The sequence below is a fragment of the Knoellia sp. 3-2P3 genome (assembly GCF_029223115.1).
In the GTDB taxonomy this organism is placed as follows: domain Bacteria; phylum Actinomycetota; class Actinomycetes; order Actinomycetales; family Dermatophilaceae; genus Pedococcus_A.
On sequence record NZ_JARGZE010000002.1, the window covers coordinates 97,450 to 121,311 of the forward strand.

The 23,862-nt window shown below is 71.5% G+C and carries 22 protein-coding genes and 1 tRNA gene; 14 read left to right on the forward strand and 9 right to left on the reverse strand.

Annotated features, from left to right (window positions below; all coding sequences use genetic code 11):
- Nucleotides 1-54 precede the first annotated feature (54 nt).
- Complete coding sequence (gene pyk / locus P0Y31_RS05850; RefSeq protein WP_275867305.1) at nucleotides 55-1,527, forward strand: pyruvate kinase; 1,473 nt, start codon at nucleotides 55-57, stop codon at nucleotides 1,525-1,527.
- 91 nt (nucleotides 1,528-1,618) lie between these two features.
- A tRNA-Leu gene (locus P0Y31_RS05855) sits at nucleotides 1,619-1,704 on the forward strand.
- Between the two features lie 18 nt (nucleotides 1,705-1,722).
- Here the strand turns inward: P0Y31_RS05855 and P0Y31_RS05860 are convergent.
- Nucleotides 1,723-1,965, reverse strand: a complete 243-nt coding sequence (locus tag P0Y31_RS05860; RefSeq protein ID WP_275867306.1) for a hypothetical protein — start codon at nucleotides 1,963-1,965, stop codon at nucleotides 1,723-1,725.
- A gap of 224 nt (nucleotides 1,966-2,189) precedes the next feature.
- Here P0Y31_RS05860 and P0Y31_RS05865 point away from each other — a divergent pair, with 224 nt between their 5' ends.
- Nucleotides 2,190-2,747 carry a response regulator gene (locus P0Y31_RS05865; protein ID WP_275868861.1) on the forward strand — a complete coding sequence of 186 codons (558 nt, stop codon included), beginning with the start codon at nucleotides 2,190-2,192 and terminating at the stop codon, nucleotides 2,745-2,747.
- Between the two features lie 56 nt (nucleotides 2,748-2,803).
- Here P0Y31_RS05865 and P0Y31_RS05870 read toward each other — a convergent pair whose 3' ends face one another.
- On the reverse strand, nucleotides 2,804-3,619 hold the full coding sequence (locus P0Y31_RS05870; protein ID WP_275867308.1) for a hypothetical protein: 816 nt from the start codon (nucleotides 3,617-3,619) through the stop codon (nucleotides 2,804-2,806).
- Between the two features lie 87 nt (nucleotides 3,620-3,706).
- The gene (locus tag P0Y31_RS05875; protein ID WP_275867310.1) at nucleotides 3,707-4,492 is read right to left on the reverse strand and encodes a DUF554 domain-containing protein; all 786 of its coding nucleotides are present in this window, start codon (nucleotides 4,490-4,492) and stop codon (nucleotides 3,707-3,709) included.
- A 170-nt stretch (nucleotides 4,493-4,662) separates the two neighbouring features.
- Here P0Y31_RS05875 and P0Y31_RS05880 point away from each other — a divergent pair, with 170 nt between their 5' ends.
- Nucleotides 4,663-5,244, forward strand: coding sequence for a GNAT family N-acetyltransferase (locus tag P0Y31_RS05880; protein WP_275867312.1), 582 nt, complete (start codon nucleotides 4,663-4,665; stop codon nucleotides 5,242-5,244).
- Nucleotides 5,245-5,247: 3 nt separating this feature from the next.
- On the opposite strand, the gene P0Y31_RS05885 is transcribed toward P0Y31_RS05880, so the two are convergent.
- Nucleotides 5,248-5,610 carry a VOC family protein gene (locus P0Y31_RS05885; protein ID WP_275867314.1) on the reverse strand — a complete coding sequence of 121 codons (363 nt, stop codon included), beginning with the start codon at nucleotides 5,608-5,610 and terminating at the stop codon, nucleotides 5,248-5,250.
- 101 nt (nucleotides 5,611-5,711) lie between these two features.
- Nucleotides 5,712-6,113, reverse strand: coding sequence for a hotdog fold thioesterase (locus P0Y31_RS05890; protein ID WP_275868864.1), 402 nt, complete (start codon nucleotides 6,111-6,113; stop codon nucleotides 5,712-5,714).
- Between the two features lie 104 nt (nucleotides 6,114-6,217).
- On the opposite strand from P0Y31_RS05890, the gene polA reads away from it, so the two are divergent.
- The 4 genes from polA (at nucleotide 6,218) to P0Y31_RS05910 (ending at nucleotide 13,404) form a co-directional block, all read left to right on the forward strand.
- Nucleotides 6,218-8,890 (forward strand): DNA polymerase I, encoded by a 2,673-nt coding sequence (gene polA / locus P0Y31_RS05895; RefSeq protein WP_275867316.1) that lies wholly within the window; start codon nucleotides 6,218-6,220, stop codon nucleotides 8,888-8,890.
- 183 nt (nucleotides 8,891-9,073) lie between these two features.
- A complete protein-coding gene (locus P0Y31_RS05900; protein WP_275867317.1) occupies nucleotides 9,074-9,673 on the forward strand; it encodes a hypothetical protein in 600 nt (199 codons plus the stop codon).
- A complete protein-coding gene (locus P0Y31_RS05905) occupies nucleotides 9,670-12,426 on the forward strand; it encodes a hypothetical protein (protein ID WP_275867319.1) in 2,757 nt (918 codons plus the stop codon). The genes P0Y31_RS05900 and P0Y31_RS05905 overlap by 4 nt, the downstream gene beginning before the upstream one ends.
- 192 nt (nucleotides 12,427-12,618) lie before the next feature.
- A complete protein-coding gene (locus P0Y31_RS05910) occupies nucleotides 12,619-13,404 on the forward strand; it encodes an alpha/beta hydrolase (protein ID WP_275867321.1) in 786 nt (261 codons plus the stop codon).
- A gap of 16 nt (nucleotides 13,405-13,420) precedes the next feature.
- Here P0Y31_RS05910 and P0Y31_RS05915 read toward each other — a convergent pair whose 3' ends face one another.
- Nucleotides 13,421-14,236 carry a class I SAM-dependent methyltransferase gene (locus tag P0Y31_RS05915; protein WP_275867323.1) on the reverse strand — a complete coding sequence of 272 codons (816 nt, stop codon included), beginning with the start codon at nucleotides 14,234-14,236 and terminating at the stop codon, nucleotides 13,421-13,423.
- Between the two features lie 144 nt (nucleotides 14,237-14,380).
- Between P0Y31_RS05915 and rpsA the strand changes: the two genes are divergently transcribed.
- The 5 genes from rpsA (at nucleotide 14,381) to P0Y31_RS05940 (ending at nucleotide 18,390) form a co-directional block, all read left to right on the forward strand.
- Complete coding sequence (gene rpsA, locus P0Y31_RS05920) at nucleotides 14,381-15,874, forward strand: 30S ribosomal protein S1 (RefSeq protein ID WP_275867324.1); 1,494 nt, start codon at nucleotides 14,381-14,383, stop codon at nucleotides 15,872-15,874.
- A gap of 101 nt (nucleotides 15,875-15,975) precedes the next feature.
- Entirely contained in the window at nucleotides 15,976-16,440 is a 465-nt protein-coding gene (locus P0Y31_RS05925) for a PPOX class F420-dependent oxidoreductase (protein ID WP_275867327.1), read from the forward strand.
- Nucleotides 16,441-16,470: 30 nt separating this feature from the next.
- Complete coding sequence (coaE, locus tag P0Y31_RS05930; protein WP_275867329.1) at nucleotides 16,471-17,664, forward strand: dephospho-CoA kinase; 1,194 nt, start codon at nucleotides 16,471-16,473, stop codon at nucleotides 17,662-17,664.
- Nucleotides 17,657-18,070: a DUF202 domain-containing protein gene (locus tag P0Y31_RS05935; RefSeq protein ID WP_275867331.1), complete on the forward strand. Its 414-nt coding sequence runs from the start codon at nucleotides 17,657-17,659 to the stop codon at nucleotides 18,068-18,070. The genes coaE and P0Y31_RS05935 overlap by 8 nt, the downstream gene beginning before the upstream one ends.
- Complete coding sequence (locus P0Y31_RS05940) at nucleotides 18,067-18,390, forward strand: DUF202 domain-containing protein (protein WP_275867332.1); 324 nt, start codon at nucleotides 18,067-18,069, stop codon at nucleotides 18,388-18,390. The genes P0Y31_RS05935 and P0Y31_RS05940 overlap by 4 nt, the downstream gene beginning before the upstream one ends.
- Before the next feature lie 47 nt (nucleotides 18,391-18,437).
- On the opposite strand, the gene P0Y31_RS05945 is transcribed toward P0Y31_RS05940, so the two are convergent.
- Entirely contained in the window at nucleotides 18,438-19,640 is a 1,203-nt protein-coding gene (locus P0Y31_RS05945; RefSeq protein WP_275867334.1) for an MFS transporter, read from the reverse strand.
- Nucleotides 19,641-19,683: 43 nt separating this feature from the next.
- A complete protein-coding gene (locus P0Y31_RS05950; protein WP_275868869.1) occupies nucleotides 19,684-21,210 on the reverse strand; it encodes an HD domain-containing phosphohydrolase in 1,527 nt (508 codons plus the stop codon).
- Between the two features lie 126 nt (nucleotides 21,211-21,336).
- Between P0Y31_RS05950 and uvrB the strand changes: the two genes are divergently transcribed.
- Entirely contained in the window at nucleotides 21,337-23,454 is a 2,118-nt protein-coding gene (uvrB, locus tag P0Y31_RS05955) for an excinuclease ABC subunit UvrB (RefSeq protein WP_275867336.1), read from the forward strand.
- Between the two features lie 40 nt (nucleotides 23,455-23,494).
- On the opposite strand, the gene P0Y31_RS05960 is transcribed toward uvrB, so the two are convergent.
- A complete protein-coding gene (locus P0Y31_RS05960) occupies nucleotides 23,495-23,767 on the reverse strand; it encodes a Rho termination factor N-terminal domain-containing protein (protein WP_275867338.1) in 273 nt (90 codons plus the stop codon).
- Nucleotides 23,768-23,862: the final 95 nt, after the last annotated feature.

Below are 23,862 nucleotides of genomic sequence, written 5' to 3' on the forward strand. Positions count from 1 at the left end.
CCGACAGGTGACCTCCATCACGTTGGTGAGGGTCCGACCGATAGGGTTTGGGCCATGCGCCGCGCCAAGATCGTCTGCACTCTCGGTCCTGCCTGCTCCTCCCCGGAGAAGCTCCGCGCCCTCGTGGCCGCAGGGATGGACGTCGCCCGGCTCAACCTCTCGCACGGCTCGTACGCCGACCACGAGAAGGTCTACGAGGAGGTCCGCAAGGCCAGCGACGAGAGCGGCCGCGCCGTCGGCGTGCTCGTCGACCTGCAGGGGCCCAAGATCCGCACCGGGCGCTTCTCCGAGGGGCCGGTCGACCTCGCACCCGGCGCGGAGTTCACCATCACGACCCGCGACATCGACGGCTCCGAGACCGAGGTCAGCACGACCTACAAGGGCCTACCCGGTGACGTGAAGCCCGGCGACCGCCTGCTCATCGACGACGGCAAGGTCGTGCTCGAGGCGGTCGAGGTGACCGACACCGACGTCCGCACGAAGGTCGTCGTCGGCGGCACCTGCTCCAACAACAAGGGCATCAACCTGCCCGGCGTCGCCGTGAGCGTGCCCGCGATGTCGGAGAAGGACAAGGAGGACCTGCGCTGGGCGCTCGGCCTGCGCGCCGACATGATCGCCCTGTCCTTCGTCCGCTCGGCCGAGGACATCAAGGACGTCCACCGGATCATGGACGAGGTGGGGGTGCGGCTGCCGGTCATCGCCAAGATCGAGAAGCCCCAGGCCGTCGAGAACCTCGTCGAGATCATCCGCGCCTTCGACGGCGTGATGGTGGCCCGCGGCGACCTCGGCGTCGAGCTGCCGCTCGAGGAGGTGCCGCTGGTGCAGAAGCGGGCCGTCGAGCTCTCGCGCCGCAACGCCAAGCCGGTCATCGTCGCCACCCAGGTGCTCGAGTCGATGATCGACGCCCCGCGTCCCACCCGGGCCGAGGCCTCCGACGCCGCCAACGCCGTGCTCGACGGCGCCGACGCGCTGATGCTCTCGGGGGAGACCAGCGTCGGCTCCTACCCCGTCGAGGCGGTGCAGACGATGGCCCGCATCATCGCCAGCACCGAGGAGCACGGCCTCGACCGGATCCGCCCGCTGGGCACCCGGCCGAGCACCATCGGCGGGGCGGTCGCCGCGGCCGCGGTCGAGATCGGCACCCTGGTCGGCGCGAAGTACCTCATCACGTTCACGCAGTCCGGCGACACCGCCAAGCGCCTCTCCCGCATGCGCACCCAGATCCCGACGCTGGCGTTCACGCCCGAGCCGGCCGTCCGCTCGCAGCTCGCGCTCTCGTGGGGCATCGAGACCTACCTCGGGCCCAAGCCGCGCCACACCGACCACTACGCCATGGAGGTCGACCAGGTGCTGCTGAAGGAGGGGCGCCTCCAGGAGGGTGACCTCGTCGTCATCGTCGCCGGCTCCCCGCCCGGCATCCCCGGCTCCACCAACGCCCTGCGCGTGCACCGGATGGGCGACGCCATCAACCGGGTCGCCCCGGCATACGAGGACATCGACGACGACGAGATGACCGTCGCGTCCTGACGTCCCCTCCCCGTGTGCCGCACGACGGGGTATGCCGTGGTGCCGGGTATGCTGGCCGCCGCAGTCCGGGCGGTGACGCCGCCGGCTGCTCGCCGAAGTGGTGGAATGGCAGACACGGGGCACTCAAAATGCTCTGCCCGCAAGGGCGTGCGGGTTCAAGTCCCGCCTTCGGCACCAGGGGCGACCGCCCCACCGTCAGGTGGCGGCAGGTCCCTCGTCCGGCTCCTGGCCCTGGTCGTCGGCCCGACCGGCCTGGCCGAACGACCCGGCGCCCTCGGTCTGGAGGTCTGCGGGGTTGATCCCCAGCTTCTCCAGCTCCCCGAGGTGGTCGTCGGTGTCGAACGACTCGGGCAGCACCTGCTGCGCCCGCTCGAGCGCACCCTCCTCGTCGGCGCGGGCACGAATCATGTCGAGGATGGTCTCGCGGGTGACGTGCATGCACTTCTCCTTCCGGGGCGTTCCCTGGGTGGTTCGACGCTAGTGCGACGGGTCGCCGACCGCACTGCGGGCGCCCGATGGCTCCACCCGGCGCATCCAATAGGCTGCCCCGCGTGAGCGACAACCAGCCCGACGCCGCCCAGCCCGACGCCGCCCAGCCCGAGCCGTCCCAGCCCGAGCCGTCCCAGCCCGACCCGTCGCAGCCCGGCCCGAAGGGCACGCGCATCCTGGTGGCCGAGGACGAGGCCCTCATCCGCATGGACCTCGCCGAGATGCTCGGGGAGTCCGGCTACGAGGTCGTGGGTCAGGCCAGCAACGGGGAGCAGGCCGTGGAGATGGCCCGCGAGCTCACGCCCGACCTGGTCATCATGGACGTCAAGATGCCGGTCATGGACGGCATCACCGCGGCCGAGGAGATCGGCGCGGCCAAGATCTGCCCGGTCGTCATGCTCACCGCCTTCAGCCAGACCGAGCTGGTCGAGCGTGCCCGTGACGCCGGCGTGATGGCCTACATCGTCAAGCCGTTCACGGCAGCCGACCTCGCCCCCGCCATCGACATCGCGCGGTCGCGGTGGACCGAGATGAAGGCGCTCGAGAGCGAGATCGCCGACCTGGGCGAGCGGCTCGAGACCCGCAAGCAGGTCGACCGCGCCAAGGGCATCCTCATGAAGAAGCTCAAGATCTCCGAGGCCGACGCCTTTCGCTGGATCCAGAAGACGGCCATGGACCGCCGACTGGGCATGAAAGAGGTCGCCGACGCCGTCATCTCCGGGATGAAGTAGCCCCGACTCCTTTCGCCGAGATGGACCTCCGCCACAGCGGGGCCCGGCGTGTCGCGTTACCGAGCCCCAGCTCGGCGTGAGCGCAGAGCCCCCGCGACCGCCGTGAGCACGCGCTCGGGGGTGCGGTAGCCGGCGGCGTCGACCTGGAAGACGATCCAGCCCTCCTGCCGCAGCCCGTTGTGGCGTCGCAGGTCGCGGCTGTGCACCTGCGCGTCGAGGTGTCCTCGCGACCCCGCCCAGGCCGCGCCGTCGTACTCGACGCCGACCCGCTCCTCCTCCCACCCGAGGTCGAGCCGGGCCAGGAACCGCCCACCCGCGTCATGCACCTCGAGCTGTGGCGTGGGCGGCGGCAGACCCGCGTCGTGCACCGCCAGGCGCAACATGGACTCCCGGGGGCTCTCCGCCCGCCGGTCCACCAGCGGCAGGAGCTCGCGAGCCTGCCGTATGCCGCGTCGACCACGCACCGCGTGCGCGTCGGCGACGAGCAGCTCGAGGTCGAGCGGGTGTGCCCGGGCCAGCGCGTCCAGACGGGAGAGCGCGGTCGCACGGCTGCCCGTGCAGGCGAGGTCGAGGGCGGTGCGGCGGACGGTTGTCGTCCTCCCGAACGGGGTCAGCCCCACCTCCGAGCCGAGCAGCTGGCTCCGGTGCACCGTGAGTCCGTCGCGGTGGTCGAGGGCGTGCGGGCTGTCGACGTTGACGTGCACCGGATCGGTGTCCCAGGCGACCTCGCTGCCGTGCGCCCACGCGGCGCTGGGTCCGACGAACACGGGCGCGTCGCCGAGCACCGCACGCACGGCATACAGGCGCTCGGCGTAACCGGGCACGGCGGTGAGCCGGCGTCGCCGGGGACTCGGGGCAAGGTCGAAGAGCACCGGCCGAGGGTGGTGCTGGTCGGTGCACACCAGGAGGGCGCGCCCTCGGCCTGTGGACACCGTGGCGCCGCCGCCGCGGCTGTGGGGTCAGCGGAGGGCGACCACCAGCTGGGTCAGCAGTGGCGCCACCACGAGCGCCGGCAGGATGTCGCCGACCGGCACCTGCTTGATGTTGAGCAGCCGGAAGCTGATGCCCACCAGCATCAGGCCGCCGGTCGCGGTCAGGGCGGCGATGTGCGCGTCGGGCAGCACCGAGCCCAGCAGCACGCCGAGCAGCGTGAGCAGGCCCTGGACCACTGCCACCGAGACGGCCGAGAACAGCACGCCGACGCCGAACGAGGAGGCGAAGGCCATCGCGGCGAAGCCGTCGAGCACCGCCTTGAGGGTGAGCTGCTCGATGCCGCGGCCGAGGCCGTCGGAGAGCGAGCCGAGGATGGTCAGGGGCCCGACGCAGAACAGCAGCGACGCGCTCATCCATCCCTCGATGAACCGTTCGCGGGCGGCGTGGTCGACCCCCGCCTCTTCAGCTCCGACCAGGGCCGGCTTCCTCGCGAGCCGGTACTGGACCACGCCGGCCAGGCTCTCCAGCCGCTCCTCGATGCGCAGCAGCGAGCCGCTGATGCCGCCGATGAGCAGCGACCCCAGCACGATGAGCACGGGGGCGCCGGCACCGGTCGCCTCCCGGAGCGATGCGTCGCCCACACTGACGGCCGACAGCCCCGCCATGAGGAGCGTGGTCAGGCCGAGCACGTCGGTGACCACGGAGCGCGTGTGGCTGGGCAGGCGGTGGCCGACCGCCATGCCGAGCAGGGAGCCCACGACCACCGTGGCCACGTTGATGACGGTCCCGAGCCCGGGGAAGTCGAGTGTCACGGGGCACACCCTATGCAGCGATTCGACCGGTTCCTCCGGACCCCTTCACCACGGCGGCATTGTGGGCATAGAGTCTCCCCCCGGACGTCACCCCCGGGGAGGCTCCGGCGAGCGCCGGGGGACGCCGCAGGAAGAACTGCATGGTGTGCCACGACGATGGAGGAGTGCCTGTGAGCCGGCCGGGAGTCTGCGTCAAGCGGGTGTCTGACGACCTGGAGCGGTCGTTCACCGAGCTGTGGATGTCCTCGCGGGTCGAGAGCGGCGTCAGCCCCGAGGTCGCGGCCCGGGCCGCCTCCGAGGGCAAGGTCCGGTCCGCACTGCAGCGCGAGGACGTGCGCGCGTTCGTCGCCCTCGGCGAGGGCGGCCTGCCCGTCGGGTTCGTCGTCGCCACCCACAGCCCGTTCTCGGGACTCACCGACTCGCCGAGCGTGGCCATCGACCAGCTCTACGTGGCCCCCAAGGCCCGCCGGCACGGCATCGCCCGGCACCTCCTCGCCGCGGTGACGGCGTATGCCGAGAAGCAGGGTTGCGAGCAGATCGGCTGCAACGTGCCCAGCCAGCAGCGTGACGCCAACCGCTTCTTCGCCCGCCTCGGGTTCAGCTCCCAGGTCGTGCGCCGGGTCACCAGCACCAGCGCGCTGCGCCGCCGGCTCGGCGCGGACGAGCCGCGCATCAGCCTCGACCAGATCCTGCACAAGCGCCGGTCGCTGCGGGCCCGCGCGAGCGCCGGGGCGAGCCGGCTGGCCGGCTGAGCGTCAGGTCGCGGTGGTGCCCTCGTAGAGGCCCACGTGGTTGCCGTCGGGGTCCTGGAAGATCGCCCACCAGCTGGTCTCGCTGATCGGCTGCTTGTCCATGACGACCGTGGCGCCGCTGTCGACAGCCTTGGCGAGCACCTCGTCGATCGAGTCGACCTCGACGTAGGAGCGCGGCTGGGTGAAGTCCTCTGAGCGGGAGGCCAGGCCGCCGCCCGACACCGTGTTGGGGGCCTGCCACATGGGGTAGCCCTCGAAGCCGGGGTACTCGGCGATCTGCCAGCCGAAGAGCCCCGAGTAGAACGACGCGGCGCGCTTCAGGTCGCTGACCGGGATGTCGATGTGGGTGATGTCGCCGTGAGCCATGGGTCCCTCCCTGCGGTCGGCGGGCCGGTGGCGTGCCCGCGCTCCCCACGACCCTGACCCGCGGGCGCCCCCGGGTCAAGACCTGCCGTGACCGAGGACGGCTAGCTGGCGGGCGCGGTGTCGCGGATGAGGCAGGTGATGCGGCAGGTGCAGACCCGCCGGTCGCTCTCGTCGGTGACGACCACCTCGTAGCAGGCCAGCGTGTTGCCGAGGCTGATCGCAGTCGCCGTGGCGGTGACGAACCCGGTGCGCACGGCGCGGTGGTGGGTGGCGTTGATGTCCAGGCCCACCGCGACGCGCTCCGGGCCGGCGTGCATCGCCGACCCGAGGGAGCCGAGGGTCTCGGCGAGCACGACCGAGGCGCCGCCGTGCAGCAGGCCGTAGGGCTGGGTGTTGCCCTCGACCGGCATCCGGCCCACGAGCCGCTCGGGGCTCGCCTCGAGCACCTCGATGTGCATCCGCTTCATCAGCGAGTTGGGGTTCATCTCCATCACGGCGTGCATGAAGGCGTCGTGGTCGCTCTGGGGGCCGGCGCTCATGGCGTCTCCTCCTCCGGTCGGCGGGGTGTGCTGGGTCGCTGTGGGTGGCGGGGCCTAGGCTGCCATGCGTGAGTCGACTTCTCCTCCTTGACGGCCATTCGCTTGCCTACCGGGCGTTCTTCGCGCTGCCGGTCGAGAACTTCTCCACCAGCACCGGGCAGCACACCAACGCCGTCTACGGCTTCACCTCGATGCTCATCAACGTGCTCCGGGACGAACAGCCGACCCACGTGGGCGTGGCCTTCGACGTCTCCCGGCAGACGTTCCGCACGCAGGAGTACGCCGAGTACAAGGCCGGCCGGTCCGCGACCCCGAACGAGTTCAACGGGCAGGTGTCGCTGCTGCACGAGGTGCTCGACGCCCTCAACATCAGGCACGTCGAGGTCGAGGGCTACGAGGCCGACGACGTCATCGCCACCCTGACGACGCAGGCCGTGGCGGAGGGTATGGACGTCCTCATCTGCTCGGGCGACCGCGACACCCTGCAGCTCGTGTCCGACAAGGTCACGGTCCTCTACCCGGTCAAGGGCGTCTCCGACCTGGCCCGCATGACGCCGGAGGCCGTCGAGGCCAAGTACGGCGTGCGGCCCGACCGCTACAGCGACCTCGCCGCGCTCGTCGGCGAGTCGTCCGACAACCTCCCCGGCGTGCCGGGCGTCGGCCCGAAGACGGCAGCCAAGTGGCTGGGCCAGTACGGCGACCTGGCCGGCGTGGTGGCCCACGTCGACCAGATCAAGGGCAAGGCGGGGGAGTCGCTGCGGGAGCACCTCGACGGGGTGCTGCGCAACCGGCGCCTCAACGGACTCGTCCGCGACCTGGGACTCCCGGTCGGCGTCAGGGAGCTCGAGCGGCACAACTGGGACCGCGAGAAGGTCCACACCGTCTTCGACGGCCTGGAGTTCCGGGTGCTGCGCGACCGGCTGTTCTCGACCATCGAGGCCCCCGAGCAGGAGGCCGAGTCCGGTTTCGAGGTCGAGGGCGTCACCCTGGCGCCCGCCGACGTGCCCGGCTGGCTGGACGAGCACGCCGCTCCGGGCGGACCGGTCGGCCTGCACCTGGTGGGCACCTGGGCGCGCGGGACGGGTGACGTGCAGGCACTGGCCGTGGCCACGGCAGCCGGCCCGGCGGCATACATCGACGTGGCCACCCTCGACGACACGGCGGAGAAGGCGGTGGCGTCCTGGTTGTCGGACGCGACCCGGCCGAAGGTGCTGCACGATGCCAAGGGACCGCTGCAGGCCGTCGCGGCCCGCGGCTGGGACCTGCAGGGCATCGCCACCGACACCGCACTGGCGGCGTACCTCGTGCGGCCCGACCAGCGCTCGTACGACCTCGCCGACCTCGTGCTGCGCAACCTCGGCCGCGAGCTGCGCGCGGAGGCCGAGAGCGACGGTCAGGGGATGCTCGACTTCAGCGCCGACGGCGACAGCGAGGCTCAGGACGCCATGGTCCGGGCCCGGGCCGTGCTCGACCTCTCCGGTGCCCTCGGCGAGCAGCTCGAGGCCACGGGGGGAGCGCAGCTGCAGAAGGACGTGGAGCTGCCGCTGGTCTACGTGCTCGCGAAGATGGAGCGCACCGGCATCGCCGTCGACTGCGAGCAGATGCAGCGGCTCGAGTCCGACTTCGCCACGAAGGTGCGCGAGGCGCAGGAGGACTGCTACGACGCCATCGGGGGCGAGCAGATCAACCTCGGCTCGCCGAAGCAGCTCCAGGTCGTGCTCTTCGACACCCTCGGCATGCCGAAGACGAAGAAGACCAAGACCGGCTGGACCACCGACGCCGACGCGCTCACCGACCTCTACGCCAAGACCGAGCACCCCTTCCTCGAGGCCCTGCTGCGCCACCGTGACGCGACGCGGCTGCGCGTGACCGTCGAGGGACTGCTCAAGTCCGTGGCGGACGACGGCCGGATCCACACGACCTACCAGCAGACCATCGCCGCGACCGGGCGGCTGAGCTCGACGGACCCCAACCTGCAGAACATCCCGATCCGCACCGAGGAGGGCCGTCGCATCCGTCACGCCTTCGTCGTGGGGGAGGGCTACGAGTCGCTGATGTCGGCCGACTACAGCCAGATCGAGATGCGGATCATGGCCCACCTCTCCGGCGACGACGGTCTCATCGAGGCGTTCCGGACGGGGGAGGACCTGCACCGCTTCGTCGGGTCGCGGGTCTTCGGCGTCGACCCGCAGGACGTCACGCCCGAGATGCGCAGCAAGGTGAAGGCGATGTCCTACGGCCTGGCGTACGGGCTGTCGGCCTTCGGCCTGAGCAAGCAGCTGACCATCTCCACCGGTGAGGCGCAGGGGCTCATGGATGAGTACTTCGCCCGGTTCGGCGGCGTCCGCGACTACCTGCGCGACGTGGTGGCCGAGGCCCGCGCCACGGGCTACACCGCGACGATGCTGGGGCGCCGCCGCTACCTGCCGGACCTGACCAGTGACAACCGCCAGCGCCGCGAGGGTGCCGAGCGGATGGCGCTCAACGCCCCCATCCAGGGCTCGGCCGCCGACATCATCAAGCTGGCCATGCTGCGGGTGGAGGACGCCCTCAGCAAGGCCGGTGCGAGGTCGCGCCAGCTGCTCCAGGTGCACGACGAGCTCGTGCTCGAGATCGCGCCGGGGGAGAAGGGCGACGTCGAGGCGCTGGTGCGCAAGGAGATGGGCGAGGCCATCGCGATGGATGTGCCGCTCGAGGTCAGCGTGGGCGTCGGGCACTCCTGGCACGACGCGGCTCACTGAGCGGGCGGTCGGGGGCGCATCCCGGCGGCTGGTGCTCGTGGGGCATCAGCCGTTCGGTTCCGTCTTCGCCACGACACGAGCGTTTTTGCGGGGTTTGGGGCTGAGCGACCCGACTTTCCCCCATACTTCCCGGTAACCGTGCACCCGCCGCAGAAGCCGGGTGCCTTTTTACGTGAGGTGGAAATGCGAAGGAGCCTGATCTCCGGGCTGGTCCTGGCCGTGTTCGCAGCGCTCGTCATCGGGCTGGGGCAGTTCTTCGGCCTTGACCTGCAGCCCGTCGCGCTGCTCGGTGCGGCACTCGGCGGTGTTCTCGGGCTGGTGCCCCACCGCTTCCCGTTGGGCAAGCTGGGCGGGTTCGTCCTGGGGTTCGTGGTGGCGTGGGTGGGCTACGCGCTGCGGGCCGCGGTGCTGCCGGACGCGCCTGCCGGACGAGCCGTTGCTGTGTTCGTCGTCGTCGCCGTCATCGCTGGTTGCTGCGCCCTGAGTGCGGGCCGCGTCCCTGTCTGGAGCGCTCTGCTGGGTGCCGTGGCGATCGCCGGCGCCTACGAGGAGATCTACACCAACGCCCCCTCGCAGTTCCTCAAGGAGTCGCCGACGGCGGCGACCACGGTCCTGTTCGCGGCGGCCCTGGGCTACCTCGCCACCACCTTGGTGGGTGAGCGCGAGGAGCAGGTCGTCGCCACGGAGGGCGAGCAGGAGCGGGGCCGCCACGTGCGCCGTGCCGACGATGACGCCCCCACGACCAACGCCATGGACCACCTTCTTGTAGGAGAGAGCAAGTGATCAGCAGGAAGACCGCCGCACGCGCCGGCGCCTCGTTCTTCGCCGTGCCCGCTGCGGTCGTCATGGCGGCTGGTCCGTCCATGGCCGCGTCATCGGGTGACGTGCTCGTCACCAACACCGAGACCGTCCAGGCCTACCTGAGCGCCACCGGCCGGCTCGAGGTCGCGCGCGTCTACGAGCAGGTGGCCATGAAGGGCAAGGGGACGGTCGAGCTGTCCAACCCCGTCGAGGCCAACGGTCTGCGCAACCTCGACGAGTTCGGCGGCTTCGAGGTGCGCGACGGCAACGTCGTCGGCACCTACGAGGTCGACGGTGAGAAGCGCCTGCGCACCGTGAGCGACTTCACCAGGGAACTCCCGCTCGACGTCGACGTGACCTACACGCTCGACGGCAAGGAGGTGAAGCCGGGCGACGTCGTCGGCAAGTCCGGCGTGCTCAAGGTGCAGTACACCGTCCGCAACGTGACCGGCAAGCCGCAGGAAGTCACCTTCGACGACGGCACCGGCACGATGGTCACGGCAACCGAGGACGTCGTCATCCCCATGGTGGGGTCCCTGTCGACCGTCCTGCCGTCGAACTTCACCGACGTGCGCTCGGCCGAGGCCAACATGGCCGGTGACGGGCGTGGGGGCACGAAGATGTCCTTCACGATGACCCTCTTCGGCCCGATCGGGAAGCCCGAGGCGACGTTCGGCTACGAGGCGCAGATCACCGACGGCGTGGTCCCGAAGGCGTCCATCTCGGCCCTGCCGGTCAGCCCCCTGGACAGCCCCTCCTTCAAGGGTGGCGCCGAGTCCTACAAAGGTGGGGCGCAGACCGGTGCCACCCTCACCGCCGGTGCCACGGAGATCGACGCGAACCTCCTGAAGCTGCGTGACGGCGCAGGCGAGCTCCTCGCGGGCCTCATCCAGCTGCGCGACGGCGCGAACAAGCTCAACGCCGGGCTGTCCGGCGAGGCCGCACCCGGCGCCAGGAAGCTCGCCGACGGGGCAACCCAGGCCGCAGCAGGCGCCGGCGAGCTGAGCGACGGTGTGGGCCAGCTCGACGACGGTGCCAAGAAGCTGTCGGCGGGCTCGAAGGAGCTCGCGGGCGGGACCGGCCAGCTCGCGGGCGGCGCGGACCGGCTGGCCGACGGCGCGGCCGAGGCCAGTGTGGGCGCCGATGCCCTCGCCGAGGGCTCGGCCCAGGTTGCCGACGGCCTCCTCGAGGCGGGCGCGAAGGCACCGGCCCTCATCGACGGCCTTACCCAGGTCTCCGACGGGCTGAAGCTCGTCGACGGCGGCCTGGTCAAGATGTACACGTCCATCGGAGGCCTCCACGAGCACCCGGGCGTGGTCAAGATGCACGAGGGCATGGGGGCGATGATCAAGGGTCTCGGCACGACGGACAACGACCAGACCCTCATCGGCGGCGTGGAGAAGCTGCGGGCCGGACTCGCAGCTGCGACAAGTCGCGGCGGTAGCCTCGACCAGCTCAAGGGTGGGGTCGACGCATCGGCGCAGGGTGCGCTGGACCTTGCAGCGGGCGTTGCGGACGCAGTTGCCGGCATCGACGCAGTGAAGAAGGGCCACGACGACGCGCTCGCCGCCGGCGGCAGCATCGACCAGGTCGAGCTCGGCATCAAGTCGATCAAGGGCGTCCCGTCGTGCAGTGCCGACCCGGTGTGCCTCGGCACTGTGGACGGGGTTGCCGCGCAGATCGAGACCAAGCTGCGCGACAGCTCGACCGCGGCATCGATGGGGCTGGGACAGATCAGCGGTGGTCTCAGCGGTACCGCCATCCCTGGTCTGCAGAAGCTGTCCGGCGGGCTGAGCACGCAGGTCTCTCCCGGACTGGCCCAGCTCAAGACGAGCCTGAGTGAGGGTGCCGTGGGCCTGGCGAAGATCGAGTGCGGGCTCAGCTCGGCCTCGCTGCCGGTGTGTGACCCGGCCAAGCCGGGCCTGCTCGAGGGCATCGGAGCGGTCGACGCAGGTCTCACCGCGCTGGTGAACGGCGTGATCGGCAATGTGCAGGGTGGCATCGGCGACGATGACGACACCAAGGAGGACGAGACCCTTCGTGGCGGCGTCCACTCGCTCCAGGAGGGTGTCGGCCTGCTGTCCGTCGGTGGTGGCGACCTCCTCGAGGGGCTCGGTCTGCTGAGTGACGGGGCCGGCCTGGTGGCCGAGGGCAACGCCCAACTGGCCGACGGCGTGTACCAGATCGCCGGCGGTGCCGACGAGCTGGCCGCCGGTGCAGACAAGCTCGACGCCGGTGCCGGCACGCTGTCCGACGGAGCGGGCCAGCTGGCCGACGGCACGGGCAGGGCCCGCGACGGCGCCGGCCAGCTCGCTGACGGCAACCAGCAGATCGCCGACGGCGCGAACCAGCTCTCGTCCGGTCTCGGTGACGCGGCGGAGGGCTCTGGCCAGATCGCCGACGGCCTCGAGAAGGCGGCCGACGGTGCCCCGCAGATCAAGGACGGCGCCCAGCGCCTGTCCGACGAGGGCACCAAGAAGCTCGTCGAGGCGGGCAAGTCGACCGCGGCCGACTACGGGCAGAAGTACGCCCTGATCGAGGCCGGCGCCCAGCGGGCCAAGGCCGAGGGCATGGCCTACGGCGCACCGGCGGATGCCGCGGGCAACACGGCATACAGCTTCGAGCTGGCCGCCATGTCGGGGGAGGGCAGCCGCAACCTCGGACGCGGCCTGGGCGCCGCCGCGGTCTTCGGACTCGCCGGGGCCGCCGCGTTCCTGCGGCGCCGCTTCATCTGACCAGAGTCATCTGACCAGAGCGGGCAGGACTGTGGGGTCGGTCCATCTCGGACCGGCCCCACACCCGTCTGCGCCCTCCACTCACCGCAAATGCATGACCGGGCGCTGCTCTGATGGGGTGATGCGGCCGGAGCGCTCCGGCGCCTAGCGTTCTCGCGTGACGAGGTGGCCGGGCGCCCTGGGGAGGCGGAGGTGAACGGGCAGCCGGTCGGCATGGCGAGCCTGTCCCTCGGGGCGGGCCAGCCGCTGCTGCTGCTGCCCGGGCTCACCCCGGACCACGAGCCGCCCACCGGCGCGGACCGCTGGTTCCAGCTGCGGTCGATGCGCCGCCTCGCACCGGCTCGCCAGGTCTGGTGGGTGAACCGCAGGCGTGGGCTCGCCGAGGGCACCACCATGGCCGACCTCGCCGAGGACTACGCGACGATGCTGCGGGAGTGGCAGGCGTCACCGATCGACGTCGTCGGCGTCTCCACGGGCGGCAGCGTCGCCCTGCAGCTCGCTGCCGACCACCCGCAGGTCGTGCGACGGCTGGTCCTCGTCGCCTCCGGCTGTCGGCTCGGGCCGCAGGGCCACGCCGGGCAACGTCGCGCGATCGAGGCACTGGAGCGCGGGGACCGTCGGGCGGCGGCGGCCATCCTCATGGAGCTGGCCGCCGCGGGACGCCTCACCCGCGCCGCTCTGCGGGCCGTCGGCTGGCTCGTGCCGTCGCTCGTCGTCGCCCGCGACACCCACGACCTGCGGGTCACGATGCAGGCCGAGGACGCCTTCGACCTCGCCAACCGGCTGCAGTCGATCAGCGCGCCGACCCTCGTCATCGGCGGCGACCGCGACGCCTACTACGGCGAGGGCGTCTTCCGCGAGACCGCCGACGCACTGCCGTTCGGCCACCTCGTCCTCCTCCCGGGGGCCGGACACGCCGCCACCGTGGCCGACCGACACCTCGGCGAGCAGGTCGACGCCTTCCTCGGCCACCGCTGACCCGGGCCGCCGCGGATCAGGCGGAGGGCTTGTCGCAGACGAAGACGGCCGTCCCGGGGAAGAGCCGGCCGCGCAGCGGTGACCACCCGCCCCAGGTCGCGGTGTTGCGCTCGGGCCACTCGAGCTCGACGAGGTCGGTCAGCACCAGCCCCGCGGCCACGACCTCGCGCACCCGGTCGCCGACGGTGCGGTGGTGCTCGACGTAGGTCGCCTCGCCGTCCGAGTCCGCCTCGACGTAGGGCGTGCGGTCGAAGTAGGACTGGGTGAGGGTCAGGCCGGGCTCACCGGGGTCGTCGGGAAAGGCCCACCGGAACGGGTGGGTGGTGGAGAAGACGAAGCGGCCGCCGGGCCGCAGCACGCGGGCCGCCTCGCGCACGAGCAGCGCAGAGTCCGCCACGAACGGCACCGCACCGTATGCCGTGAACACGGCGTCGAAGGACGCGTCACCGAAGGGAAGGGCCGTGGCGTCGCACTGCAGGAGGGGAACCGCCGCGCGCGGGTCGCTCACCCTCGAGTTGAGGGTCAGGCCGGTGCGCAGCATGCCGAGGGACAGGTCCGTGGCCACGACGGTCGCCCCCTGGGTGGCCAGCCAGCGGGAGCACTGGCCCGCGCCGGCGCCGATCTCGAGGACGCGGCGACCGGCCACGTCTCCCAGGAGGTGCAGCTCCGCCTCCCGCCAGCCCTCCGGGCCCCAGGTGAGCTCGGCGTCGCCGAGGAAGGCGCCGTGCTCCGCGTAGTACTCGCCGGCCTCGGCGTCCCACCACCCGCGGTTGGCGACCGCGGTCTCCTCGGGCCCGGCGACCCGACGGCTGACCTGCGCAAACCCGCTCACCCGCACACCTCCCGCTTTTTGACCTCGCCCTGACGGCATCGGTAGTCTGGTCGGGCACATCCGTGTGCGCGCTTTGGCATGTCCGACAGCGTGCCCACAACCGAACACCTTCTATTCACTGTCCACCATCGGAGTTCCTACTACATGACTGCCAGCACGGTCGAAAAGACCGCCCCTCAGGTTGCCATCAACGACATTGGCTCTGAGGAAGACCTCCTTGCCGCGATCGACGCGACCATCAAGGACTTCAACGACGGCGACATCGTCGAGGGTCGCATCGTCAAGGTCGACCGGGACGAGGTCCTGCTCGACATCGGCTACAAGACCGAGGGCGTCATCCCCTCGCGTGAGCTGTCAATCAAGCACGACGTCGACCCGTCCGAGGTCGTTGCCGTCGGCGACGAGGTCGAGGCCCTCGTCCTCCAGAAGGAGGACAAGGAAGGCCGCCTGATCCTGTCCAAGAAGCGTGCGCAGTACGAGCGCGCCTGGGGCACGATCGAGAAGATCAAGGAGGAGGACGGCGTCGTCACCGGCACCGTCATCGAGGTCGTCAAGGGTGGTCTCATCCTCGACATCGGCCTGCGTGGCTTCCTCCCGGCGTCCCTCGTCGAGATGCGCCGGGTCCGCGACCTCCAGCCGTACGTCGGCAAGGAGATCGAGGCCAAGATCATCGAGCTCGACAAGAACCGCAACAACGTGGTCCTGTCGCGCCGTGCGTGGCTCGAGCAGACCCAGTCGGAGGTCCGCACGACCTTCCTCAAGGAGCTCCAGAAGGGCCAGGTCCGCTCCGGTGTCGTGTCGTCGATCGTCAACTTCGGTGCGTTCGTCGACCTCGGTGGTGTGGACGGTCTGGTCCACGTCTCCGAGCTGTCCTGGAAGCACATCGACCACCCGTCCGAGGTCGTCGAGGTCGGCAACGAGGTCACCGTCGAGGTGCTCGACGTCGACATGGACCGCGAGCGTGTCTCCCTGTCGCTGAAGGCGACGCAGGAGGACCCGTGGCAGCACTTCGCCCGGACCCACGCGATCGGCCAGGTCGTGCCGGGCAAGGTCACCAAGCTCGTCCCGTTCGGTGCGTTCGTCCGCGTCGACGACGGCATCGAGGGCCTGGTCCACATCTCCGAGCTGGCCGAGCGCCACGTGGAGCTGCCGGAGCAGGTCGTCAACGTCGGCAACGAGATCTTCGTCAAGGTCATCGACATCGACCTCGAGCGTCGCCGCATCTCGCTGTCGCTCAAGCAGGCCAACGACGAGAGCGTCCCGGTCGCCGAGTTCGACCCGACCCTCTACGGCATGGCCGCCGAGTACGACGAGCAGGGCAACTACAAGTACCCGGAGGGCTTCGACCCGGAGACCAACGAGTGGCTCGAGGGCTTCGACGCCCAGCGCGAGAAGTGGGAGAAGCAGTACGCCGAGGCCCACGCCCGCTGGGAGGCCCACAAGGCCCAGGTCGAGGCGGCTCACGCTGCCGACGCCGAGGCCGCTGCGGGTGCGAGCACCTCGACGTCCTACTCCTCGGATTCGGGTGCCGGCTCGTCCGACGAGGGCGCGGGTCGCCCGAGCGCCCCGGCCTCCGAGGGCACCCTGGCCTCGGACGAGGCGCTGGCTGCTCTGCGTGAGAAGCTCACCGGCAACTGACCTTCGTCGGTATGCCGTGAAGGCCCGGTCCCCGCGAGGGGGCCGGGCCTTCGCCGTGCGCGGGCGTTGCGTGCCGTGCCTGCCGTGTCAGGATGGCCGGCATGGCACGCACCATCGCGACGAACACCGAGGTCGACCTCGAGGGACTGCTCGACTTCGTGCGCCCCAGGCACCACATGGTGGTGATCACGACGCGTTCGGACGGCAGGCCGCAGGCCTCGCCGGTGACCGGGGGAGTGGACGGGGCCGGCCGGATCGTCGTCTCCACCTACCCCGAGCGGGCCAAGACGGCCAACGCGCGACGCGACCCCGCGGTGAGCGTCGTCGTGCTGTCCGACGACTTCGGCGGTGCCTGGGTGCAGGTCGACGGTGACTGCGAGGTGATCGATGCGCCCGACTCGGTCGAGCCCCTCGTGGAGTACTTCCGCTGCATCTCCGGGGAGCACCCCGACTGGGAGGAGTACCGCCAGGCGATGCGCGACCAGGGCAAGTCGCTGCTGCGCATCACGCCCACGCGCTGGTCGCCGGTCGCCACCGGCGGCTTCCCGGCCCGCCTCGCGGACTGAGCCGACGCCGCCGCCGCTACAGTGGCGCCCATGCTGCGCGTCGGCCTCTCCGGGGGCATCGGGTCGGGGAAGTCCTGCGCCGCACAGCGGTTCTCCGAGCTCGGGGCCGTGGTCATCGACGCGGACCAGCTGGCCCGCGAGGTCGTCGCCGCCGGCTCGGAGGGACTGGCTGCGATCGTCGACCGGTTCGGCGACGACGTCCTCGAGGAGGACGGCAGCCTGAACCGTGCCGCGCTCGGAGCCGTGGTCTTCGCCGACGAGCGTGCGCGACACGACCTCGAGCAGCTCACCCACCCGCGGATCGCCCAACGAACGGCCGAGCTCGTGGCCGCGGCACCCGAGGACGCCGTCGTCGTCCACGACGTGCCGCTCCTGGTGGAGAAGCACTACGGCCCGTCGTACCACCTGGTCGTCATCGTCGGGGCCGACCAGCGCACCCGGCTGCGCCGGCTGATGGAGGGCCGCGGCATGACCGAGGACGACGTGCGCGGTCGGATGGCCGCCCAGGCCAGCGACGCGGAGCGACGGGCCGCTGCCGACGTGTGGCTCGACAACGGCGGCACCAGGGACGAGCTCCGGCGCGCGGTGGACGAGCTCTGGCACGAGCGGCTGGTGCCCTTCGAGCACAACGTGCGCCACGGCATACGGGTGCGCCGGCCGGAGCGACTGGAGCTGGTGCCGCACGACCCCACGTGGGCGGCGCAGGCACAGCGCCTCCTCGAGCGGCTACGCCTCGCCTTCGGTGACGCCCTGTGGACGGCCGACCACATCGGGAGCACGGCTGTCGCCGGGCTCGTGGCGAAGGACGTCATCGACCTTCAGGTCGGGGTCGCCGACCTGCACGCCGCCGACGACCCTGAGTTGCTCGACCGACTCGCGCGGGCGGGTTTCCCCCGTCCGGTCGACGCGCCCCGCGCCGACAACGCCAAGGACGGCGGCACGTGGCCCAAGCGGTTCCACGGTGCTGCCGACCCCGGCCGGCCGGTGCACATCCACGTGCGCGAGGTGGGCAGCCCCGGGTGGCGGTGGGCGCTGCTCTTCCGTGACTGGCTGCGGTCCGACCGCGTCGCCTGCGGCGAGTATGCCGCCGAGAAGCTGCGGCTCGCGGCCACCGGTGTGGGGGTCAGCGCCTACGCCGAGGCCAAGGAGCCGTGGTTCGACAGCGTCCACGAGCGTGCCGAGGAGTGGGCGCGGGAGACGGGATGGGAGCCCGCGCGTGGCTGACGAGCGAAGGGGCCCCGAGCCGACGGGCGAGCCGCACCACCGCCGGCCCGAGAGCGTGTACGGGATCGGCGACGAGCCCGACCCCCGCTTCTCGATGGCCAACGAGCGCACGGCGCTGGCCTGGATGCGCACGGCTCTGGCGCTGGTGGCCGGTGGCGTGGCGCTGATCTCGGTGGCCTCGCTCGCCGAGATGCCGAGCTGGGCACCCCTGGTCGGTGCGGGCTCGTGCCTGGGTGGGGCGGCGCTGGCGGTCCGGGCCCTGCGCAGCTGGGCCAAGGTCGAGCGGGCGCTGCGCCTGCGCCAGCCGCTGCCGGCCCCGCGCTCGCTGCCCATGCTGGCCACCGGCGTCGTGGTGCTCGCGAGCCTCGCCCTCGTGCTCGGCGTCATCGAGGCCTCCCGGCAGTGAGCCGGATCCCGGATCGCCAGGCGCTGCAGCCGGAGCGGACCGCCCTGGCCTGGCAGCGCACCTCCCTGACCGCGATGGTGCTGGTGCTGCCGCTCGTGGTCGTGGCCGTGCGACTGGAGAGCTGGTGGCTGGTGGTGGCCGGTGCGCTGGCGACCATGACGGCGGCCTTGCTGGTGCTGGGGGTGCGGCTGCGGTTCGACCAGCTCCGCGACGACAGCCGGGGCTACTCGCCCTTCCCGGTCATGCTCAGGGTGCTGGTCGTGACCCTGATGGGAGCCGTCCTTGGGGTCGCGGCAGCGGTCTCCGCCGTCCTGGCCTGACCGCCCGGGGCGCGGGGACTGGTGATGGCTCGCTCGGTGAGCGTCCTTCAGCGGCGGGAGCGGTGCAGGGCCACCGTCCACCCCGCGCCCGCCACGGCCACGGCAGCGGCAGTCACGAAGGCCCAGCCCAGGCCAGTCGCCCCGGCGACGAGTCCGAGCATGATCGGGCCGAGGCCCAGCCCGAGGTCGATCGCCATGCTGGCGATGCCCGCGGCGGCACCGCGCTCACTGGCCCGGGTCCGTGCGAAGACGGCGGCGAAGAACGCTGGTGTGCTGAAGGCCACGCCGATGGCCAACAGCACGGTGCCGACGAGAAGGCCTGATGGAGAGGCGCTCCCGGCCATCACGACGAGGCCCACGGCGATGGTGGAGAGGGCGGCGGCGCCCAGGGGCAGCGGTGGCACCCGGTCGGGAACGCGCGCGAACACCACTCGGCACACGACGACGACGCTGCCGTAGAGGAACAGCGGGAGGCTCGGGTTCGCCACGCCGACGTCCTCGGCTCGCAGCGCAGCGAAGGCCAGGTAGCCGCCCATCGCGACGACGGCGGCGAGGAAGCCCAGGGCCACCGGCACCGACCGCCAGTGGACGAGGCCCGCGGGTGGGGGTTCATCCCCCGTCGACCGGGACGTCTCGCCCAGGAGAAGGGCCGTCGCGGCGGAGGCCAGCGCCAGCAGTGCGGCCGTGCCCCAGGCAGCGGCGAAACCGCGTTGCTCGACGACCACCTCACCGAGCGGGGGACCGACCGCGAGGCCCAGGTAGAGGCCCAGCGAGTTGTAGCTCAGGGCCTCGCCCAGGCGGCTCGCTGGCGCGATGTCGGCGAGGGCCGCGAAGGCTGCGACGAAGAAGGCGGCCTCGGCCACGCCGAGGAGCAGCCGCGCCGCGACCAGGGTCGTGAGGTGCGCGACGGGTGCGGTCAGGGCCATCCCCAGCGCGCAGAGCAGCGCCCCACCGACGAGGAGCGGTCGCCTGCCGCGGGTGTCGGCGAGGCGACCTGCCACGGGACGCAGGAGCAGCGCGCTCAGGGCGAACGCACCGAAGGCCAGGCCCGCGCCCGCTTCGCCGGAGCCCACCGGCCCGGTGGCGAACACGGGGAGGGTGTAGACGGCGACGCCTTCCGCGGTGAAGTACGCCAGCTCGGCCGCGCCGAGCAGCAGGAACTGCCGGGTGAGCAGCCGGGGCCGGGCCGAGCTGCTCGGCGTTGCCAGGGTGTCGGTGCGGCCGGTGTGGGTGAGGTTCGTCCGTGTCATGCCCACAGGCTGGGTTCGCCGGGCCGCCCGCACATGGGCAGGTCTACCCATCCGGGCGGAACAGCCCGTGCTCCATCGCGAAGAGGGCGGCGCCGGCCCGGGTCGAGCACCCGATGTGCTGGTAGATGTCCTGCACGTGGTGCTCGGCCGTCCGGCGCGAGATGCCGAGGCGGTGGCCGATCTGCGGGTTCGACAGGCCCGCCGCGAGGAGGCGCAGGACCTCCACCTGGCGACCGGTGAGCGCCCCGGGGCGCGGCGGTCGTGTCGCCTGGGGGTGGCCCGCGACCCTGAGCACCGCCGCCACCGCATCAGGGTCCAGCCGGCCGGCCCGGGCCTCGGCGCCGAGCCCCTCGGCCGCGACCCTCGGTGGGAGTGCAGGCCGTCCCGGCTCGTCCTCCCGCAGTGACTGGTACGCGTCGGCGGCGGCGAGGACGCGCGAGGCGAGGGACAGCTGGGGTGCGGTGAGCCCGCGGTGGTACCCGCTGCCGTCACTGCGCTCGTGGTGCTGGCCCGCCAGGAGGGCGACGGCCGCGAGCTCCGGGATTCGGCCGAGGACGCGCTCGGAGTGGTACGCGTGCAGGGCCGCCTGGTCCTGCTCGGCGGTGGACAGCGCAGTCTGCTTGTCCCAGATCCGGCTCGAGACGGCGACCCGACCAACGTCGTGCAGGTGACCCGCCAGGCGCATTGTCGTGTCCTCGTCGGCGAGGCCCATCGAGCGAGCCGCCCCGCAGGCGAGGGCGGCCACCGCACCGGAGTGTCCGTGGAACCGTGGGCTCTTCAGGTCGGCGAGGTCGCCGAAGGTGCGGGCGGTCTGCTCGAGGGTCCGGTCGTCCACGAGCAGCACAGGGTCGGGTTCGCCGTCCAGTACGAGGTGGTACGCGTCCCCGTCCAAGCCGTGCATGAGGTCGTTCGCCCGGGCGTGGAAGGCGGCGGCGAGGTCCGGGTCGAGGACGCGGCCGGCGCGGCGGTCCACCTCCGCCACAGCGGCTTCCACCCCGGTCCCGTCCGCGCCGGCATACATCACCGCGGCCGACGCGACGGCCACCAGACGAGCAGGGAGGCAGATCTCCTCGCCGCGCAGCCTCGGGAAGCCGGTGCCGTTCCAGGCGGTGAGCACCTGGGCGAGGCCCAGCTGGACCTGCGCGGGCAGCCCGAGGCGTCGTGCCGCCTGCCGGATCACGTCGCACGTCGCGGTGGGAGCCACGGCGTCCATGGAGCGCGCGTGCTCCAGGGTGCGCAGGAGGAGTGAGCTGCGGCGCTGTCCGGTCGCCTCGGCCAGTCGGGGCACCCAGGTCCGCACCAGGTCGGTTGTTGAACCGGGTTCGGTCAGGAGGGTGACCCGGGTCGTGACCACGTCGTCGCCGAAGTTCTTCGCCCCCTCGTGGGCGTAGGCCGTGCAGCCCAGGTGTTGCAGCAGGGCGGTGTAGAGGGTGGCCCGCACGTCGTCGTCGGGCAGGCCGGCGACCTTGGCGAGACGCGCCGCCAGCACGCTGCGTCGGAGGGACTCCTCGAGCGGGGCTCCCGTCCCGAGGTCCGTGGCGAGGGAGAGCCCACCCAGGAGTCCGACCATCCGGAACACGACTCCACGGTCCCACCCGGGGGCGGTGCCTTCAACGAGCTGCGCTCGGCTGCCCGAGCCGCTTGTGGGCTGCCTGCCGTGGCGAGCGCTGTCGGCGGTGGGGCTTACGGTGGTGCCATGCGTCCGACGACTGACCTGCAGCGCACGGTGGCACCCTTCCGGGTCGAGTCCGAGTTCCAGCCTGCCGGTGACCAGCCTGCGGCCATCGCCGAGCTCGCGCGGCGGATCAACGCGGGGGAGCAGGACGTCGTGCTGCTCGGCGCCACCGGCACCGGCAAGTCGGCCACCACGGCCTGGCTCATCGAGCAGGTGCAGCGCCCGACCCTGGTCATGGCCCCGAACAAGACGCTCGCCGCCCAGCTCGCCAACGAGTTCCGCGAGCTGCTGCCCAACAACGCGGTCGAGTACTTCGTCTCCTACTACGACTACTACCAGCCCGAGGCGTACGTCCCGCAGACGGACACCTACATCGAGAAGGACTCGTCCATCAACGACGAGGTCGAGCGGCTGCGGCACAGCGCCACCAACTCGCTGCTCACCCGGCGCGACGTCGTCGTCGTCGCCTCGGTGTCCTGCATCTACGGCCTGGGCACGCCGCAGGAGTACGTGGACCGGATGGTGCGCCTGCGCGTCGGCACGGAGATCGAGCGCGACGAGCTGCTCAGGCGGTTCGTCCAGATGCAGTACACCCGCAACGACCTCGCCTTCACCCGGGGGACCTTCAGGGTCCGCGGCGACACCGTGGAGATCATCCCCGTCTACGAGGAGCTCGCGGTGCGCATCGAGTTCTTCGGAGACGAGGTCGAGCGGATCTACACGCTCAACCCCGTCTCCGGCGAGATCGTCCACGAGGAGCAGGAGATGTACGTGTTCCCGGCGACGCACTACGTCGCCGGCCCGGAGCGCATGGAGCGGGCCATCCGCGGCATCGAGCTCGAGCTGGCCGACCAGCTCGCGGCGTTCGAGAAGCAGGGCAAGCTGCTCGAGGCCCAGCGGCTGCGCATGCGCACCACCTATGACATCGAGATGATGCGCCAGGTCGGGTCGTGCTCGGGCATCGAGAACTACTCGCTGCACATCGACGGCCGGTCCCGCGGCTCGGCGCCGAACTGCCTGCTCGACTACTTCCCCGAGGACTTCCTGCTCGTCATCGACGAGTCCCATGTCACGGTGCCGCAGATCGGCGCGATGTACGAGGGCGACATGTCACGCAAGCGCACCCTCGTCGACCACGGCTTCCGGCTGCCGTCGGCCATGGACAACCGGCCGCTGAAGTGGGAGGAGTTCCTCGAGCGCATCGGCCAGACCGTCTACCTCTCGGCGACCCCCGGCCCGTACGAGCTGGCCAAGGCCGACGGCATCGTCGAGCAGATCATCCGCCCCACTGGGCTGGTCGACCCCGAGGTCGTGCTCAAGCCCACCAAGGGCCAGATCGACGACCTGCTGCACGAGATCAACGAGCGGACGCAGAAGAACGAGCGCGTGCTCGTCACCACGCTGACCAAGAAGATGGCCGAGGACCTCACCGACTACCTCCTCGACAAGGGGGTGCGCGTCCGCTACCTCCACTCCGACATCGACACCCTGCGCCGCGTCGAGCTGCTCCGGGAGCTTCGGCTCGGGGAGTTCGACGTGCTGGTCGGCATCAACCTGCTCCGCGAGGGCCTCGACCTGCCCGAGGTGTCGCTGGTCAGCATCCTCGACGCCGACAAGGAGGGGTTCCTGCGCTCGGCACGGTCGCTCATCCAGACCATCGGCCGAGCCGCCCGCAACGTGTCGGGCCAGGTGCACATGTACGCCGACAAGATCACGCCCTCGATGCAGGAGGCGATCGAGGAGACGCAGCGACGTCGCGAGAAGCAGATGGCCTACAACAAGGCCGCCGGCGTCGACCCGCAGCCGCTGCGCAAGAAGATCGCCGACATCACCGACATGCTCCAGCGCGAGGACGCCGACACCGAGGCCCTCATGGGTTCCGGGCGGTCACAGTCACGCGGCAAGTCCGGCAAGACCGGCGGCCGCGGCGGGCGGGGCACGGTGCAGGCCGACGCCGGGGTGGCCTCCGACCGGCTCAAGGACCTGCCGGCCAACGACCTCGCGAACCTCATCCAGGAGCTGTCGACCCAGATGCACCAGGCCGCTGCCGACCTCCACTTCGAGCTGGCGGCCCGGCTGCGCGACGAGATCCAGGACCTCAAGAAGGAGCTGCGGCAGATGAGCCAGGCCACGCGCTGAGCACACCCGTGCTGAGGCTGAGCACCCCCTGCTGAGCGGACTAGTGGTTGCGCAGGGCCCTGATGAGCTCGTCCTTCCTCATGCGGGAGCGGCCCTCGATGCCGATCTCCCCGGCGCGCCTGCGCAGGTCGGTCACCTTCCAGTCCTCGTAGTCGCCGCTCTTCCCGCCCTTGCGGCCCACCTCGGAGCGGGACGACCGGCTGGCGGCGTTCGCGATCCGAGCGGCCTTCTCCTTGGAGGCACCGTCCTTCCGGAGCTCCTCGTAGAGCTCGGGGTCCTTGACGCTGGGTCCGTGTGACTTCTCGGCAGGCATCGCGTGCTCCCTACTGCTGGACGAGCGAACGTGTTCGGCACCTCCTTCCTACCCGCGGGCGCCCTCCGGCGCACGCCCAGGGACGACCACGAGGG